We start from the raw sequence: 15,167 nt of genomic DNA on the forward strand, positions 1-15,167 counted from the left end.
AATTCTCATGGAGATTGATGTTGCGTATCGCCGTCATCCACATCTCGCAGGAAACCAACGACTTCAATCCGGTGCCGACGACGCTCGAGGATTATGCGGGCTTCGGCATCTATGAAGGTCAGGAAATCTTCGAGAAGCTGCGCGGCTTCGGCCAGGTCGGCGGCCATCTGCAGGTGATGGAGGAATCCGGTCTCGAGATCGAGCTGATCCCGATCATTCGCGGCTATGCCTCGGCCGGCGGACGCCTGTCGGCGGAAACCTTCCAGTTCTTCCAGGACAAGATCCGCGCCGGCCTGCTGGCGGCGGGCAAGATCGACGGCCTCGAACTGCAGCTGCACGGCGCCTGCTCGGCGGATGGAATCGACGATGTCGAGGGCGAGCAGATCGCGCTGTGCCGCGAGATTCTCGGCCCCGACGTGCCGATCGTGCTCGGGCTCGATCATCACGCCAATGTCACGCAGAAGATCATCGACAACGCGACCGCCATCGTCGGCCACCGCACCCAGCCACACGATGTCTATGACACCGGCCTCCTCGGCGCCAAGCTGCTGCTGCGCATCCTGATCGAGGGGCTGAAGCCGACGATCGCCTGGCGCAAGATCCCGCTCGTCTCGCATCAGGAGCAGTTCCTGACCTCGCAGGGGCCGATGAAGGTCTGGTTCGACGCGGCCCGCGCCGTGGAGGCCGATCCGCGGGTGCTGCAGGCATCGAACTATCCGATGCAGCCCTGGCTCGACGTCGCCGAGGGCGGCTGGGCGACGATCGTCGTCACGGACAACGACCAGGCCTTGGCGGAAAATCTCGCCGACGAACTGGCCGATCTCTGTTGGTCGCTGCGCGACGAGTTTCAGGTCCGCGAGTCGGTCTCGGTCGACGATGCGGTTCTTCAGGCGGACGCCACACCCGGTCTGGCGATCCTCAGCGATACCGGCGATACGGTGTTCGGCGGCGCGGCCGGCGACAGCAACCTGCTGCTCGAAGCCATGCTGCGCCTGGGGATCCGCAAGCGCGCGCTGGTGCCGCTGATCTCGCCCGAGGCGGCGGCCAGACTGGTCGCGGCGGGCGAGGGGGCGACGGTGACGCTGCCGCTCGGCGGCGACGCGGCGACGGAATTCTTCACCCCGCTCGAAGTGACGGGCACGGTTCGCACGGTCGGCGGCGGCTTGTTGAAGATCGAGGGCTACAACCATCAGAGCGAGGTCGATCTCGGACCGTCCGTCATCTTCGATGTCGGTCCGGTTACGCTCATGATCACCACGCTGCGCGCCGTTGCCGGCAACGTGCCGGGCGTCTACCGGGCCATGGGGGTCGAGCCGACCGAATACGGCATCGCGGTCCTGAAGACGGCGTCGAACTTCCAGTATTTCGCGCCGATCGCATCCACCGTCATCCGCGCCGATACGCGCGGTCCCGGCCAGTCGGACGTGTTCACGCTGCCGTGGAAACGGATTCCGCGCCCGATCTATCCGATCGAGACGTTTGACGACTGGCGGGCGCATTCGTCTCAGCCCGGCCAGCGCGTCGACGCCTGACCGTCCCATCCTGTCGGCCATGGCCGACCCCATGCACTCGAACGGGGGCCCACATCATGAAGACCCAATTCCTTCGGACACTCAGGCGGCTGGGCTTCCTGTTTCTCGCCGCGACCGCGCCTGTCGTCGTCGGCAGCGCCGGCTGGATTGCGCCGCTCCACGCCGAGGAACAGGCGCTGAAGGGCGGCACGCTTCGCGTCGCCCTGCTCGGCGACATGACCAATTTCGATCCGCAGCAGTTCTCGACGGTGAACTTTCACCTGATCAAGAACCTCTATGACAGCCTGATCGAATACACGGACGAGGGCGAGGCGGTGCCGAGCCTGGCGACCGCCTGGGCGATCGCGCCGGACAACCAGTCCGTCACGGTGACGCTGCGCGACGACGTCACCTTCCATAGCGGCGCCAAGCTCACCTCCGCCGACGTCGCGGCGACGCTGGCCAAGGCGGCCGATCCCGAGCGCGGCAAGAACGTCTACGCCACCATGTCGATCGTCAAGGATTGGACGACGCCGGACGAGAAGACCGTCACGATCAATTTCAAGAGCCCGGCTCCGCAGCGCCAGATCACTGATCTCCTGCAGTTCCTGATCCCGATCGAGGCGGCCGGCATCGCCACGGTCGAGACCGTGCCGGCCGGTACCGGCGCCTATCTGCTGGATAGCCGCGCCGTCGGCCAGGGCCTGACGCTGAAGGCCAATCCCAACTACTGGCGCAAGGGCCAGCCGATCGCCGAGAAGATCGAGTTCACCATTTTCAGCGAGGACGCCTCGGCCAGCGCGGCGCTGGAATCCGACGCGGTCGATATCGTCTATGGCGGCACCTCGCGCAGCGCCGTGCGCCTGCAGGATGCCGGCTATCAGGTTTTGCGCGGCCCCGGCCCGCTGGTGCAGATATTCCGCATCAACTCGACCCGCCCGCCCTTCACCAACGCCAAATTCCGTCAGGCCTTCAACTATCTGATGGACCGCGAGGGCATGCTGCGCGTCGGCTATGCCGGCCTGGGCGAAGTTGTGGCGCTGCCCTGGGCGCCGGCGAGCCCGGCCTTCGACGCGGCCTACACGGACGAATTCGCCTATAATCTCGACAAGGCCAAGAAACTGCTCGCGGAGTCCGGTCTGACGCCGGCAGAACAGAGTAACTGGAAGATGCTGGTCTGGGGCAGCGACGAGCCGACCGTGGTCATCAGCCAGATCCTGCAGAGCGCGCTGGCGGAAGCCGGCATCAACATCGAGCTCGATGTCCGTCAGGGCGCGGAATATACCGAGGCGCTGCTCGCCGGCAATTTCGACGCCACCTTCGGCGCGGTCGGCAACGTGCAGAAATTCCCTTCCCGCGTCGCCACCAACAGCATCTACCGCGTCGTCAAGAACCCGGTGCTGAAGGACCCGCATCCCCATCCCGATTATGTCGCCGCCATCGAGCGGGTAAACACGACCTCGGGTTCGGATGCCGATGTGAAGGCGGCCTACGACAATCTCAATCGTGTCCTGGTCACGGATGCCTTCGCGATCCCGACCAATTCCTACGACACGGGCCTGATCGTCGCCTCGCCGAAGCTCGGGGGGCTGGCGCTCGATATCGACAACCTGTTCGTCGCCCGCACGGTGGGCTTCCAGTGATGGCGACGGGCGCCGCGTCTCTCGCCGGAAGATCCCCGCATGGTTGACCCGGTTCTCTCCGTCCGGGGGCTCAAGGTGGATTTCGGCGGCGAGGGGCGTTCGGTGCCCGTCGTGCGCGGCGTCGATTTCGACGTCTATCCCAATGAAGTGCTCTGCATTGTCGGCGAATCCGGCTCCGGCAAGAGCGTCACCTCCCTCGCGGTCACCGGACTTCTGTCCGAGACCGCGCGGGTTGCCGGCTCGATCCGCCTCTGCGGCATCGACGTCACCACCGCTGCGCCGGAGACGCTCCGAAAGATGCGCGGCAGCGATGTCGGCTTCATCTTCCAGGACCCGACCACGACGCTCAATCCGGTGCTCACCGTCGGCCGCCAGATCACCGAGGGCGAGGTGGCACATGGAAGGCTCAAGAAATCGGATGCGCATGCCCGCGCTGCGGAACTGCTGCGCGAGGTCGACATCGCCGATCCCGAGGGTCGGGCGGGGCAGTATCCGCACCAGTTTTCCGGCGGCATGCGCCAGCGCGCCGTCATCGCCATGGCGATGGCCGGCCAGCCGAAGCTGATCATCGCCGACGAGCCGACGACCGCGCTCGACGTCACCGTGCAGGCGCAGGTGCTGGCCGTGCTGGCGCGCCGCCAGGCCGAGATGGGCTCGGCCGTCATCCTGATCACGCACGATCTCGGCGTCGTCGCCGAAGTCGCCGACCGCGTCGCCGTCATGTATGGCGGCCGCATCGTCGAGACGGCCCCGGTCGCCGAGATCTTCGCGAGCCCGCGCCATCCCTATACCCGAGCGCTGCTGCGCAGCATTCCCCGCATCGACACGTCGGATTCACGGCTCGACCCGATCCCCGGCCAGCCGCCGATCCCGGGCGCCTTGCCGCAGGGTTGCGCCTTCCAGCCTCGCTGCGCCGTGGGCCAGGACCGGCCGATCTGCGCGGCGGAGGATCCGGCGCTGCGAGCGGTCGGCGAAAACCGCCTGTCCGCCTGCCACTTTGCCGAGGAACTGCCGGTAGCGCCGCTTGCCGCCGAGCCGCGCCTCCATGCCGTGGCGGCGCCTAAAAAGCCGGAACCGCTGCTCGTCGTGGACGGCCTGAAGGTGCATTTTCCGGTCAAGACTGGCGTGCTTCGGCGCACCACCGGCTGGGTCAAGGCGGTGGATGGCGTCAGCCTCTCCGTCAATCCGGGCGAGACGGTCAGCCTGGTCGGCGAATCCGGCTGCGGCAAGACGACGACCGGCCGCGCCATCATGGGCCTGATCCGCGCCACGGGCGGCAGCATCCGCTTCGCCGGCCAATCGATCCGCGACCTGGATCGCGGTTCGATGCGCAAGGCGCGCCGGCAGATGCAATATGTCTTCCAGGACCCCTATGCCTCGCTCAATCCAGTGCTCTCGGTCGAGGACATCGTCGCGGAGCCACTGCGCATCCACGGCCTCTATGACGAGATGGGCGGCGCGCGGCGCATCGCCGAATTGTTCGATCTTGTCGGGCTGTCGCGCACCATGCTCGGCCGGTTCCCGAGCGAATTCTCCGGCGGCCAGAAGCAGCGCATCGGCATTGCCCGCGCGCTGGCCCTGCAGCCGAAACTGCTGATCCTCGACGAACCGGTCGCCGCCCTCGACGTTTCGATCCAGGCGCAGGTGATCAACCTCCTGCAGGACCTGCAGCGGGAGCTTGGTCTCGCCTATCTGTTCATCGCGCACAATCTCTCGGTCGTGCGCCACGTCTCGGACCGGGTCGCCGTCATGTATCTCGGCCGCATCGTCGAGGAGAGCTCGCGCGACGGGCTCTACGACCTGCCGGTCCATCCCTATACGCAAAGCCTGCTTTCGGCCGCACCGGTGCCGGATCCGGCCGTGCGCGACACGCGGCGGCGGATCGTGCTCGAAGGCGAGATCCCCAACCCGGCCTCTCCGCCCTCGGGCTGCACCTTCCATCCGCGCTGCTTTCGCGCCACCGAGATCTGTTCGGCCGAGGCGCCCGCCTTCGAGCGCTATCTCGACCTCCCGACCCGCGCGGCGTGCCACCATGCCGGCCCGCTGGATGGCCGGCGCAATGCGTTCGCGTCGGGCGCGATGGAGACGGCCTCGTGAAGAAGATCGCTTCCAGGAAGCTCTCCATCCTCGGCCGGCTGCTCGCCAGCAAGGGCTCGGCGCTGGCGCTGATCTTCCTCGTCGGCATCACGCTGGCGGCGATCTTCGCCGACTTCCTGCCACTCAATCCGGTGGGTCAGAAGCTTGCCAATGCCCTGAAGGGCCCTTCCGCCACCAACTGGTTCGGCACGGATGAACTGGGGCGCGACATCCTCTCCCGCGTCATCTTCGGCGCGCGCACTTCGCTGGTGACGGCGGGCGGCGCGGTGATGATCGCGGCGCTGGTCGGCGTGCCGATCGGTCTCGTCGCCGGCTTTTTCGGCGGCTGGCGCGATGCGGCTCTGATGCGCTTCGTCGACGTGCTGCTGGCGCTCCCGGCGATCCTGTTCGCCATGGCGATGATCGCCGTGCTCGGCCGCAGCCAGGCGGCGGCCCTGATCGCGGTGGGCCTGACCGGCATTCCAAGCTTCGCCCGCATCACCCGGGCGCAGGTGCTGACGCTCAGGAAGCGCGATTTCGTCACCGCCGTCGAGGCCTTCGGCGGCACGGCCACCTACAACATGTTCCGTACCATTCTGCCCAACAGTTGGAGCCCGATCTTCGTCCAGGTCGTCGTGCTCTGCTCGGTCGCGATCCTGCTGGAGGCAGCGCTGTCCTTCCTCGGCGTCGGCGTGCCGCCGCCCACCCCAAGCTGGGGCGAGATGCTGCGAACCGGAAAATCCTACCTGCATGAGGCGCCGTATTACGCCGTTCTGCCGGGCATCGTGCTGACGCTCACCATCCTTTCCTTCGATGTGCTCGGCCGGGCGCTCTCCGGCCTGCTTGAGGGCCACCGCGATCCCATCATCGCTCCCAAGGGCGAAGGGGCAACGCCATGATCGGTTTCGTGCTGCGCCGCCTGCTGCAGCTGGCGCCCGTCCTGCTGCTCGCTTCCACCGCCATCTGGGCGATGATCTACGCCGTTCCCGGCGGGCCGATCGGCGCGATCGCCGGCGACAATGCCAACCCCGAACAGATCGCCGCCGCGACGGCGCAGTTCGGCCTCGACCGGCCGGTGCTGGTGCAATATGCGGACTGGCTCTGGAACGCGATCCGCGGCGATTTCGGTATCTCGATCCGCGGCCGCGCGCCGGTCCTGCAACTGATCGGCGAACGCCTGCCGGCGACGCTGCAGCTTGCCGTCGCCGCGACGATCGTCTCGCTCGTCATCGGCATTCCGGTCGCGATTGCCTCCGCGCTCCGGCCCGGTTCCTGGCTCGACCGCGTGCTGTCGGGCTGGAGCGCGCTGGCGCTCGGCGTGCCGACCTTCTGGCTCGGCATCCTGCTGATCCTGGTCTTCGCGGTGGAATTGCGCTGGCTGCCCTCGGCCTCAGCCTATGTGCCGATCTGGGAGAACCCGATCGGCGCGCTGCGCAATCTGGCGCTGCCGGCGCTGACGCTGGGCATCTATGTCTCCGGCATTCTGGCGCGCTTTTTACGCGCGTCGCTGGTCAGCGAATTGCGCGCCGACTATGTGCGGACGGCCCGCTCGAAGGGGCTGCCGGAGCGGCAGATCGTCGGCGTACACATCCTGCGCAACGCGCTGCTGCCCTTCGTCACCATCGTCGGCCTGATGATGGCGAATTTCATCGGCGGCGCGGTGGTGACCGAGGCGGTCTTCACCTATCCCGGCATAGGCCGGCTGCTGATCCAGGCGATCTCGACGCGCGACTACCCGCTGATCCAGGGCTGCATCGTCATCATCCTGGTGCTCTACATCGCGATCAACTTGGCCGTCGACGTGCTCTACGCCTATATTGACCCGCGCATCGACTACCGGTGAGGGGAGCTTCGCGCGATCCTCCTTCGAGGCTTCGCTGCGCGAAGCGCCTCAGGATGATGGCGGAGCGCAGCCCATCGATGGCTGAGCGTTCGAAAGCGAAGCTCCGCCATCATCCTGAGGTGCCCGGCGAAGCCGGGCCTCGAAGGAGGCTCCAGTGAGCCAGGATGACGGGGGCTTAACCGACCTTGTGGCCCGGCCAGCCCATCAGCAATTGCGCCGATTTTTCCGCCTCGCGCGCCTTGTCCGGATCTTTAAAAATCCGCGTCACGCATTGCGGTTTGGTGCGGTCGATCACGTCGTAGACCATGTGATATCCGGTCTTGTCCATGATCGGTCCGATCCATCCGGCGCAGTGATCGCAATAGCGCTCCATCGGGGCGGCGTCATTGTCCATCACCTTGGAAAGGCTGGGGCAGACATTCATCCGGAGCTCGAGGCGGTCCTCGTTGAAATCGAGGTCCATGTCGCAGTTTTCCTCGATCTTGATGTGCGACCAGTACTCGTACATGCCGGCCAGCCCTTGCGTCTGGATCAGATCGAGGATGTGGCGCTCCTGGTTCTTCGAGATCGCCAGCCAGTAGGCTTCCAGCGCCTCCTCGCCCTGGCTTTCGAGGAACTTGAAGATCTCGTTGTAGAACCGCGTGAAGTGGTCGCTCGGGATCATGCGCGCCTCGCAATCACCTGCCGGCATGCGCCTTCGCCGGTGATTTCGGTATCGATGGCGAAGGGCGAGCCTTCGGCCATGGCCTCGTTGGTGCGGCTGGTCTGGTCGCAGAAATGCGGCGAGACGTGACCGACAAGCCCCTTCACATGATGCCAGGCGGTGCAGCGGCGAACGGTGAGAACGATTTCGTCCGCGCCGATCTCGATATCGTACTCGGCGCCCTCGCGATCGAAGAAATGGCGCCATTGGCGCACCAGCTGGCGGGTGTCGCCGGCGATGAGGTCGCTGCGGATGCTGGCGTAGACGTCGCGGCCGACCTTCCTGAAAATCGCATCCATGGCGTCGACGCCGAAGCGCTCGACAATGAAGTCGATCGTCGTGTTGGTCGCGCCGTGGAAGTCGAGATGGACGTTGCCGTCCTCCTCATAGCGCATCGGACTTTCGTGTGTCGCCATGCTCAGACGCTCCCATAGAGGCATTCGCCGCCGACATAGGTCGCCTTGACGGCCAGCGTCGCCGGGTCGAGGACGCAGAAATCGGCGCGCTTTCCGCGCGCGAGGCTGCCGATCTCGCTTTCCATCCCGAGCAGGCGCGCCGGCACCAGGCTGGTCGCATGCGCGGCGCGGACCAGGTCCTTGCCCGAGAAGGCGAGATAGTTGCGCATTGCCTCGTCCGGCGCCAGCGACGAGCCGCAAAGCCCGCCCTGGCTGTCGCGCACCGCCTTGCCGGGCGCGCTGGTGACGACGTAGCCGGGATAGAATTCGAAGGTCCGCCCCGGCGTGCCGGCATATTTCATGGCGTCGGTTTCGAGGAACACGCGATCCCTGGGCAGTTGCGCCAGCAGCCTGACCAGTTGCGGATCCACATGGATGCCGTCGCAGATCAGGCCGAGCGCCAGCGTCGGCTCTGCCAGCAGCGCATCGGTCAGCGACACGACATGCACGCCCATATTGCCCGGCGGATAGGTCGGCATGACATTGTACATGTGGGTGACGGAGTCGACGCCCCAGGCGACATAGCGCGGCACGTCCTCCGGACGGGCCAGGCTGTGGCCGAGATGGACCGAAACGCCGGCGCGCTTCATGACGCCGATGAAGCCTTCCGCGCCCTCGCGTTCCGGCGCCACGGTGACGGCCTTCAGCAGGCCGCCGGTCGCGGCCAGCATTCGCTCGGCCAGCTCGACGCTGGGAGCGACGATGTTTTCCGGGTTGTGGGCCCCGGGCGAGCCGAAACAGGGCCCTTCGCTATGCACGCCGAGCGCCCGCGCGCCCTTCGCTTCGCCGCATTGGGCGGCAAGGCGGGAGAGAACGCCTTCCATGCTCGCGGGCGGCAGGCATGGGATCGTCGGCAGGAAGCCGGTGACGCCATGGCGCAGCATCACCTGCGAATTGGCGGCGACGGCGCCCGGATCGACATCGCAATAGAGATGTTCGCCGAAGCCATGCTGCAGCAGATCGATGATGCCGGGAAACAGGACCGCCCCCTTGCCGTCGATCCGCTCCCAATCGTCGCCGACCGGCGTCTCGGCGGTGACGATGCCGGCGATGCGGTCGTTCTGGACGAGAAGCTCGTTTGGCCGCTGCCCCTCGGGGGTGACGATCGTGACATTCGTCCATCTCTGCTTGACGTGCATCTCGCAATCCATCGTTATGATGTTATCATGCTAACAAAATAACTCTGTGCGGCAAGGAGAAAGAGATGACGCAGCCCTGCGTTCTGGTGACGGGTTCGACCCATGGCATTGGCTATGGCATCGCCGAGGCGTTTGCCCGCCAGGGCGCCCGGCTGGTGATCAATTCGCACCTGCCGGACAATGGCGCGCAGGCGAAGCTTTCGGCGCTGACCGAGTGCCATTTCATCCAGTCGGATCTTTCGACCGCCGCCGGTGCGGTGTCGCTGGTCGAACAGGCGCACGCCAAGCTTGGCTGCCTCGACACGCTGGTCAACAATGCCGGCACCTTCCTCGACACGCCCTTCGACGATCTGACCGAGGCGCTGTTCGACCGCACCTTCAATCTCAATGTGAAGGCCTATGTCTTCGCCTCGCAGGCCTTCGTGCAGCTGCTGGCGCCGGGGCAGGAGGGCGCCAGCATCGTTCTGGTCGGCTCGACCAATTCGGTGACCGCCGAGCGCCACAGCGTTGCCTATGACGCCTCGAAGGGGGCGGTGTTGATGCTGGTGCGCTCGCTCGCCGTTTCGCTCGCCGGGCGCGGCGTGCGCGTCAACGGCCTCGGCCCGGGCATCGTCGAGACGCCGCTGACCCAGCGCGGTCTGGACGTTCCGGGCGTGCGGGCCTCGCTCAACAAGCAGATCCCGTCCGGTCGCGTGGGACAACCGGAAGATGTCGGCGGCGCGGCGGTCTTCCTTGCTTCGCCCGCCGCAGGCTATATCACCGGCCAGATGCTGTTCGTCGATGGCGGCATCCTCGCCATCCAGAAGACATGGGAACCGCCGGTTTGAACCTCGACGCCTCGCCGCGCCATCTCCAGCTCCGCGACTGGCTTTTCCGGCGCTGGAAGACGGGCGGGTTGCAGGCGGGCGATCGCATCGAATCGCAGAACGAGATCGTCAGGCTCTGTGATTTCTCGCTGATCACGGTCGTGAAGACGCTGAAGGACCTGGAGAGCGAAGGGGTCATCCGCCGCCAGGTCGGGCGCGGTTCCTTCCTCGTGACGACGCCCTGGGCCGAGGCGCACCGTCGCATCGGCTTTTTCTACAATCGCGACATCGTCGGCGGCGGCATCTTCGACAATGAGTTCTATACGCGGCTGGTGATGGCGTTCGAGAAGGGCGTCGTCTCGGCCGGGCATGAGTTCGTCATGGGAAGCTTCACCAACGAACGCATGCCGACCGGCATGTGGGACACGCTCGACGCGGTGGTGCTGACCGGCTTCACCCGGCAGACGCGGCTGGAGCCGTTGAGCGCAACCTCGAGCCAGGTCAGCCTGATCGACGCCAGCCTCGACGATCCGCGCTTCCACACCTACCGCCTCGACTATGGCCCTGCTTTCGCGGGGATGTTCGGGGCGCTGGGTTCGGAGCGCCGACGCTATCTCTATCTCGACTCGACGATCGGCTCGAAGGAGCAGGCAGCGAGGCTCAACGCGTTCCAAGAGGCCTGCGCCAGCGCGGCCGTTCCGCAGGATCTGCAGATCCTCGCCGTGAACCAGGAGACGGATATCGGCAACACCGCCGCTCTGGTCGAGGCGATCGAGCGGGGAAAGCCGGATGTGATCTGCGGCCATGTCCACCAAAGCTGGCGGCCGCTGATCCGCAGCCTGAGCGAGGCGCGGATCTATCCGTTCCTGCTCGACCAGAAGGGCCCGGGTTTCGTCGTCGATACGGCGGACTGGATGGCCGAGGTGCTGCCGACGATCGAGTCCAACCTCGTCGACCGGCAAAGCCCGCCGGCCGTGCATGCGTTCCCGGCGCGGTTTCTGGAGTAGGGGGCTTCTTCACCTCTCCCTGAGGGTCGTTGGTGAAGGGCGGCGGCCGCCATTCCAGCTCTTCGTCAGCCCCACACTCGGCGTCATCCCGGGCGGAGACCCGGGATCCATTCAGCCGGGTTGGCTGACGTACGAAACGCCCAATGTCGTGGCTGTATGGATCCTCGCTTTCGCGAGGATGACGGCCAGGGTGAGGATATGACGGGAGTGGACTACCCCAGCGCATTCCCCGCCAGGCCGCTCTCCACCGTCAGGATCGCGCCGACCAGGTTTTGCGTCGCTTCGGCCTGCGGGCGGACGAAGAGGTCCATCGGCTTGCCGACTTCGACGATCCTTCCCGCCGACATCACCGAAACACGGCTTGTCGTGTAGGCGACGACCGAGAGGTCGTGCGCGATGAAGACCAGGCTCAGGCCCAGATTGTTGACCAGGTCCTTGAGCAGGTTCAGCACCTGCGCCTGGATCGACACGTCGAGCGCGGAAACCGGCTCGTCGGCGATCAGCACCTTCGGGCCCGGCATCAGGGCGCGGGCGATGGCGATGCGCTGCAACTGGCCGCCGGAGAACTCGTGCGGATAGCGTTCGAGCGCCTGGCGGGTCAGGCCGACCTGGTCCAGCACCTCGAAAACGCGCGCGGCATGGTCGCCGTCGATCTTCAGGCTGCGCAGCGGTTCGAGCAGGGACGAGCCGATGCGCATCCGGGGATCGAGCGACGAGCGCGGGTTCTGCATCACCACCTGCACCGAGCGGCGAAACTCGCGCCAGTGCTCAGCGCCGCCTGTCCAGACGTCCCGGCCGTCATAGAAAACATGCCCCTCGCGCGGCTTCTCCATGCCGGTCAGGATGCGGGTCAGCGTCGTCTTGCCGGAGCCGGATTCGCCGACCAGGCCGACGGCCTCGCCGGGGCGGACATCGAAATGGATGTTGTCGAGCACGGTCAGCTGCGGCCTTGCGCCCAGCAGCGACTGGCGGTTCAGCGCATAGGTCTGCGTGACCTGCCGCATCTCGAGCAGCGGCGGCACGAGCGACGTATCGTTTGCGGCCATGGTCATGCGACCTCCATCGGAACCGTGGCGCCGATCGGATGCCAGCAGGCGGCCCGGCGCGGGCCGTCATCGAGTGTCGGTACCTCACTCATGCACTGCTCAGTCGCGGCGGCGCAGCGCGGATGGAAGGCGCAGCCGGCGGGCAGGCTGTGCAGCGGCGGCACCATGCCCGGGATCGAAGCGAGCCTCGAACTGCCATCGAGCGCGATGTTGTCCATGGTCGGCTGGGAGTCGAGCAGGCCCTTGGTGTAGTGGTGGCGAGGGTTGCGGAACACCTCCGCAACCGGGCCCATCTCGACGATCTTGCCGGCATACATGACGGCGACGGTGTCGCACATCGCGGCAATGATGGGCAGGTCATGCGTGATCATGATCAGCGCGGAGCCGCGCTCCTGCACGGCGGTGTTGAGCCGGCGCAGCACCTGTTTCTGTACGGTGACGTCGAGCGCCGTGGTCGGCTCGTCGGCGATGATCAACTGCGGATAGCAGGCGAGCGCCATGGCGATCATGATGCGCTGGCGCTGGCCGCCGGAAATCTCATGCGGATAGGCGCGCATCAGCTGCTCCGGCCGCGGCAGCGACATCTGGCGGAACAGGTCGACGGTCCGCCGCTCGGCTTCCTTCTTGCTGGCCTGGGTGTGGCGACGGATGACCGAGGAGACCTGCTGGCCGATGTGCCGGACCGGGTCGAGCGAGGAGAGCGGGTCCTGGAACACCATGGAGATCGTGCGGCCGCGCCGGCTGGAAAGCGCCCGGTCGGATTGCGTGATCAGGTCGACGCCGTCATGCCGGACGCTGCCATTCGCCTGCCAGCCCATCGGCAGCAGGCCCATCAGGGCGAGTGCGGTCAACGTCTTGCCCGAGCCGGATTCACCGACCAGACCCATGCGGGCGCCGGCAGGCAGCGTGAAGTCGAGGCCGCGCACGGCGGTCAGCGCCGTGTTGTGGACGACGAGGTTGCGGACCTCGATGGCGTTTTCCTGGCTCATGACGCTCTCCGGGCCAGCTTCGGGTCAAGGACGTCGCGCAGGCCGTCGCCGAGCAGGTTGAGACCCAGCACCATCAGCACGATGGCGAGGCCCGGCCAGATGGCGAGCGGCGACGAGATGCCGACCTGCTGTTGCGCTTCGTTCAGCATCAGCCCCCACGAGATCGACGGACGGTGCACGCCGACGCCGAGATAGGAGAGGCCCGCCTCGGTCAGGATGCCGGCGGCGAAATAGAGGGTGAACTGGACGATCATCACGCCGGCGATGTTGGGCAGCACATGCCGGATGAGCACGAAGATCTTGCCGCGCCCATAAAGCCGGGCGGCGGTGATGAAATCCTCGTTGAGCACGCCGATGGCCGCCGAACGGACGACGCGGGTGAAGGACGGCGTGAAGAAGGCGGTCAGCGCCAGGATGGTGGTGAGCGCGCCGGAGCCCATGGTGGCGGCGAGCACCAGCGCCGTCACCATGCCGGGGATCGACAGCAGGATGTCGGCGCCGCGCGAGATCGCCTCGTCGGCGATCTTGCCGGAGGAGGCGGCCGCGAGCCCCGCGATCAGGCCGAGGATCAGGCTCAGTGTCGCGCCACCGGCGCCGACCAGGATCGAAGTGCGCGCGCCGACCATCAGCTGCGCGACGATATCGCGGCCGAGCACGTCGGTGCCGAGCCAGTGGCCGGCCGTGCCGGCGGGCAGCAGCCGGTTGCGGATCACCGGGATGTTGGGATTGGACGGCAGGTAGAAGAACGACACCAGCGCCACGGCGAGAAAGATCGTGGTCAGCACGATGCCGACGAGCAGCGAGGCGTTGCGGGGCAGCTTGCGCCGCTGCCTGCGGGCCGGCGGCGAGGCGGGCACGCCCAGGGGAGCGGGGTTGGGCAGATGCGAGGATTTGCTCAGGATCATGGGGCTCTCCTTCACCGGGTCGCACGGACGCGCGGGTCGAGCAGGCCGTACAGCAGGTCGACGATCAGATTGATCGAGATGACGAAGACGACGATCAGCATCACGGTCGACTGCACGACGATGACTTCGCGCGCGGCGACATTGGCGAGCATCATGCGGCTGAGGCCGGGCAGCGAAAACACGGTCTCGATGATCACCGTGCCGCCGATCAGCTCGGCGATCTGCAGGCCGACAATGGTGACGAGCGGCAGGGCGGCGTTGCGCAGCCCCACCTTCAGCAGCGCTTCGGTGCGCGTCATGCCGACGGCGCGCGCTGTGCGCAGATAGTCCTGGTTCATCACGTCGAGCACGGCGGAGCGGACATAGCGGATCAGCACGGCGGCCATGATCAGGCCGAGCGACAGCACGGGCAGCACGAGCGAGCGGATCGCGCCCCAGGGGCTCACCGACCAATCCGTCCAGCCGCCGGTCGGCAGCCAGCCGAGACGCACGCCGAACAGCAGCGACAGCAGGATGCCGGCCCAGAACACCGGCACGGCGACGCCGATCTGGCTGACCAGCGCGAGCAGGGCGCCGGATGGCGTGCCGACATTGCGGGCGGCATAGGTGCCGACAGGAATGGCGATCAGCAGACCGAGGACGAGGCCGGAAAAGGCGAGGGGGATCGAGACGGAAAGCCGTGCCGTGACGAGATCGGCGACGCTTTCATTGGTGCGGAAGGAGCGGCCGAGATCGCCGGAGAGCATGTTGCCGATCCAGTCGAAATACTGGACGGCCATCGGCCGGTCGAGGCCATAGGTATGCGCCAGCGCATTGATCGCTTCCGGCGTGGCGCCCTTGCCGAGCACCACGGCGGCGACGTTGCCGCCGGCGCCCCGGATCAGCAGGAAGATCGCAACCGACGCGATGAAGAGCGCGCCCAGGAAGAACGCCAGTTTGCGCAGAATGTAGATCGCCATTCAACTTTCCCAGGAAGAGGCCTTGCAGGCGGGTGCGACCGCCGCCGGCCCCGAGGAGCTGGCGGCGGTCCGATCGCGGGAAGCG

14 protein-coding genes are annotated in these 15,167 nt (G+C 66.5%); 7 read left to right on the forward strand and 7 right to left on the reverse strand.

Annotation, left to right across the window (positions count from 1 at the left end; all coding sequences use genetic code 11):
• Window positions 1–17: 17 nt before the first annotated feature.
• From OSH10_RS07560 to OSH10_RS07580, 5 genes are read left to right on the forward strand one after another with little or no spacing between them, the layout of a single operon-like run.
• Window positions 18–1,532, forward strand: a complete 1,515-nt coding sequence (locus tag OSH10_RS07560; RefSeq protein ID WP_266331037.1) for a M81 family metallopeptidase — start codon at window positions 18–20, stop codon at window positions 1,530–1,532.
• Between the two features lie 56 nt (window positions 1,533–1,588).
• Window positions 1,589–3,154 carry an ABC transporter substrate-binding protein gene (locus tag OSH10_RS07565; protein ID WP_266331038.1) on the forward strand — a complete coding sequence of 522 codons (1,566 nt, stop codon included), beginning with the start codon at window positions 1,589–1,591 and terminating at the stop codon, window positions 3,152–3,154.
• A 39-nt stretch (window positions 3,155–3,193) separates the two neighbouring features.
• Window positions 3,194–5,251: an ABC transporter ATP-binding protein gene (locus OSH10_RS07570; RefSeq protein WP_266331040.1), complete on the forward strand. Its 2,058-nt coding sequence runs from the start codon at window positions 3,194–3,196 to the stop codon at window positions 5,249–5,251.
• The gene (locus OSH10_RS07575; protein WP_266331041.1) at window positions 5,248–6,129 is read left to right on the forward strand and encodes an ABC transporter permease; all 882 of its coding nucleotides are present in this window, start codon (window positions 5,248–5,250) and stop codon (window positions 6,127–6,129) included. The genes OSH10_RS07570 and OSH10_RS07575 overlap by 4 nt, the downstream gene beginning before the upstream one ends.
• Complete coding sequence (locus OSH10_RS07580; RefSeq protein ID WP_266331042.1) at window positions 6,126–7,073, forward strand: ABC transporter permease; 948 nt, start codon at window positions 6,126–6,128, stop codon at window positions 7,071–7,073. Before OSH10_RS07575 ends, OSH10_RS07580 begins: the two co-directional genes overlap by 4 nt.
• A 175-nt stretch (window positions 7,074–7,248) precedes the next feature.
• Here the strand turns inward: OSH10_RS07580 and OSH10_RS07585 are convergent, their stop codons facing one another.
• Genes OSH10_RS07585 through OSH10_RS07595 form a run of 3 tightly spaced genes read right to left on the reverse strand, consistent with a single transcriptional unit; the run spans window position 7,249 to window position 9,370 of the window.
• Window positions 7,249–7,737 carry a hypothetical protein gene (locus OSH10_RS07585; protein ID WP_266331044.1) on the reverse strand — a complete coding sequence of 163 codons (489 nt, stop codon included), beginning with the start codon at window positions 7,735–7,737 and terminating at the stop codon, window positions 7,249–7,251.
• Window positions 7,734–8,192 carry a hypothetical protein gene (locus OSH10_RS07590; RefSeq protein WP_266331045.1) on the reverse strand — a complete coding sequence of 153 codons (459 nt, stop codon included), beginning with the start codon at window positions 8,190–8,192 and terminating at the stop codon, window positions 7,734–7,736. Before OSH10_RS07590 ends, OSH10_RS07585 begins: the two co-directional genes overlap by 4 nt.
• A 2-nt stretch (window positions 8,193–8,194) precedes the next feature.
• On the reverse strand, window positions 8,195–9,370 hold the full coding sequence (locus tag OSH10_RS07595) for an N-acetylglucosamine-6-phosphate deacetylase (RefSeq protein ID WP_266331046.1): 1,176 nt from the start codon (window positions 9,368–9,370) through the stop codon (window positions 8,195–8,197).
• A gap of 65 nt (window positions 9,371–9,435) precedes the next feature.
• Between OSH10_RS07595 and OSH10_RS07600 the strand changes: the two genes are divergently transcribed.
• Window positions 9,436–10,197: an SDR family NAD(P)-dependent oxidoreductase gene (locus OSH10_RS07600; protein ID WP_266331048.1), complete on the forward strand. Its 762-nt coding sequence runs from the start codon at window positions 9,436–9,438 to the stop codon at window positions 10,195–10,197.
• Complete coding sequence (locus OSH10_RS07605; RefSeq protein ID WP_266331049.1) at window positions 10,179–11,183, forward strand: GntR family transcriptional regulator; 1,005 nt, start codon at window positions 10,179–10,181, stop codon at window positions 11,181–11,183. The genes OSH10_RS07600 and OSH10_RS07605 overlap by 19 nt, the downstream gene beginning before the upstream one ends.
• Window positions 11,184–11,395: 212 nt before the next feature.
• On the opposite strand, the gene OSH10_RS07610 is transcribed toward OSH10_RS07605, so the two are convergent.
• The 4 genes from OSH10_RS07610 to OSH10_RS07625 are packed head-to-tail and all read right to left on the reverse strand — an operon-like array spanning window position 11,396 to window position 15,082.
• Entirely contained in the window at window positions 11,396–12,235 is an 840-nt protein-coding gene (locus tag OSH10_RS07610) for an ABC transporter ATP-binding protein (protein WP_266331051.1), read from the reverse strand.
• Window positions 12,232–13,218 carry an ABC transporter ATP-binding protein gene (locus OSH10_RS07615; RefSeq protein WP_266331052.1) on the reverse strand — a complete coding sequence of 329 codons (987 nt, stop codon included), beginning with the start codon at window positions 13,216–13,218 and terminating at the stop codon, window positions 12,232–12,234. The genes OSH10_RS07610 and OSH10_RS07615 overlap by 4 nt, the downstream gene beginning before the upstream one ends.
• A complete protein-coding gene (locus OSH10_RS07620; protein ID WP_266331054.1) occupies window positions 13,215–14,123 on the reverse strand; it encodes an ABC transporter permease in 909 nt (302 codons plus the stop codon). Before OSH10_RS07620 ends, OSH10_RS07615 begins: the two co-directional genes overlap by 4 nt.
• A gap of 11 nt (window positions 14,124–14,134) precedes the next feature.
• Window positions 14,135–15,082, reverse strand: a complete 948-nt coding sequence (locus OSH10_RS07625) for an ABC transporter permease (RefSeq protein WP_266331055.1) — start codon at window positions 15,080–15,082, stop codon at window positions 14,135–14,137.
• Window positions 15,083–15,167 lie beyond the last annotated feature (85 nt).

The organism is Kaistia defluvii, assembly GCF_026343955.1.
In the GTDB taxonomy this organism is placed as follows: Bacteria; Pseudomonadota; Alphaproteobacteria; order Rhizobiales; family Kaistiaceae; genus Kaistia; species Kaistia defluvii.

Bases quoted from the DNA above. Each gene is read 5' to 3' on its own strand.
- OSH10_RS07620 (WP_266331054.1), bottom strand. From the start codon at position 14,123: ATGATCCTGAGCAAATCCTCGCATCTGCCCAACCCCGCTCCCCTGGGC.
- OSH10_RS07580 (WP_266331042.1), top strand. From the start codon at position 6,126: ATGATCGGTTTCGTGCTGCGCCGCCTGCTGCAGCTGGCGCCCGTCCTG.
- OSH10_RS07605 (WP_266331049.1), top strand. From the start codon at position 10,179: ATGGGAACCGCCGGTTTGAACCTCGACGCCTCGCCGCGCCATCTCCAG.
- OSH10_RS07565 (WP_266331038.1), top strand. From the start codon at position 1,589: ATGAAGACCCAATTCCTTCGGACACTCAGGCGGCTGGGCTTCCTGTTT.
- OSH10_RS07595 (WP_266331046.1), bottom strand. From the start codon at position 9,370: ATGCACGTCAAGCAGAGATGGACGAATGTCACGATCGTCACCCCCGAG.
- OSH10_RS07600 (WP_266331048.1), top strand. From the start codon at position 9,436: ATGACGCAGCCCTGCGTTCTGGTGACGGGTTCGACCCATGGCATTGGC.
- OSH10_RS07590 (WP_266331045.1), bottom strand. From the start codon at position 8,192: ATGGCGACACACGAAAGTCCGATGCGCTATGAGGAGGACGGCAACGTC.
- OSH10_RS07625 (WP_266331055.1), bottom strand. From the start codon at position 15,082: ATGGCGATCTACATTCTGCGCAAACTGGCGTTCTTCCTGGGCGCGCTC.
- OSH10_RS07560 (WP_266331037.1), top strand. From the start codon at position 18: ATGTTGCGTATCGCCGTCATCCACATCTCGCAGGAAACCAACGACTTC.
- OSH10_RS07570 (WP_266331040.1), top strand. From the start codon at position 3,194: ATGGTTGACCCGGTTCTCTCCGTCCGGGGGCTCAAGGTGGATTTCGGC.
- OSH10_RS07585 (WP_266331044.1), bottom strand. From the start codon at position 7,737: ATGATCCCGAGCGACCACTTCACGCGGTTCTACAACGAGATCTTCAAG.
- OSH10_RS07615 (WP_266331052.1), bottom strand. From the start codon at position 13,218: ATGAGCCAGGAAAACGCCATCGAGGTCCGCAACCTCGTCGTCCACAAC.
- OSH10_RS07610 (WP_266331051.1), bottom strand. From the start codon at position 12,235: ATGACCATGGCCGCAAACGATACGTCGCTCGTGCCGCCGCTGCTCGAG.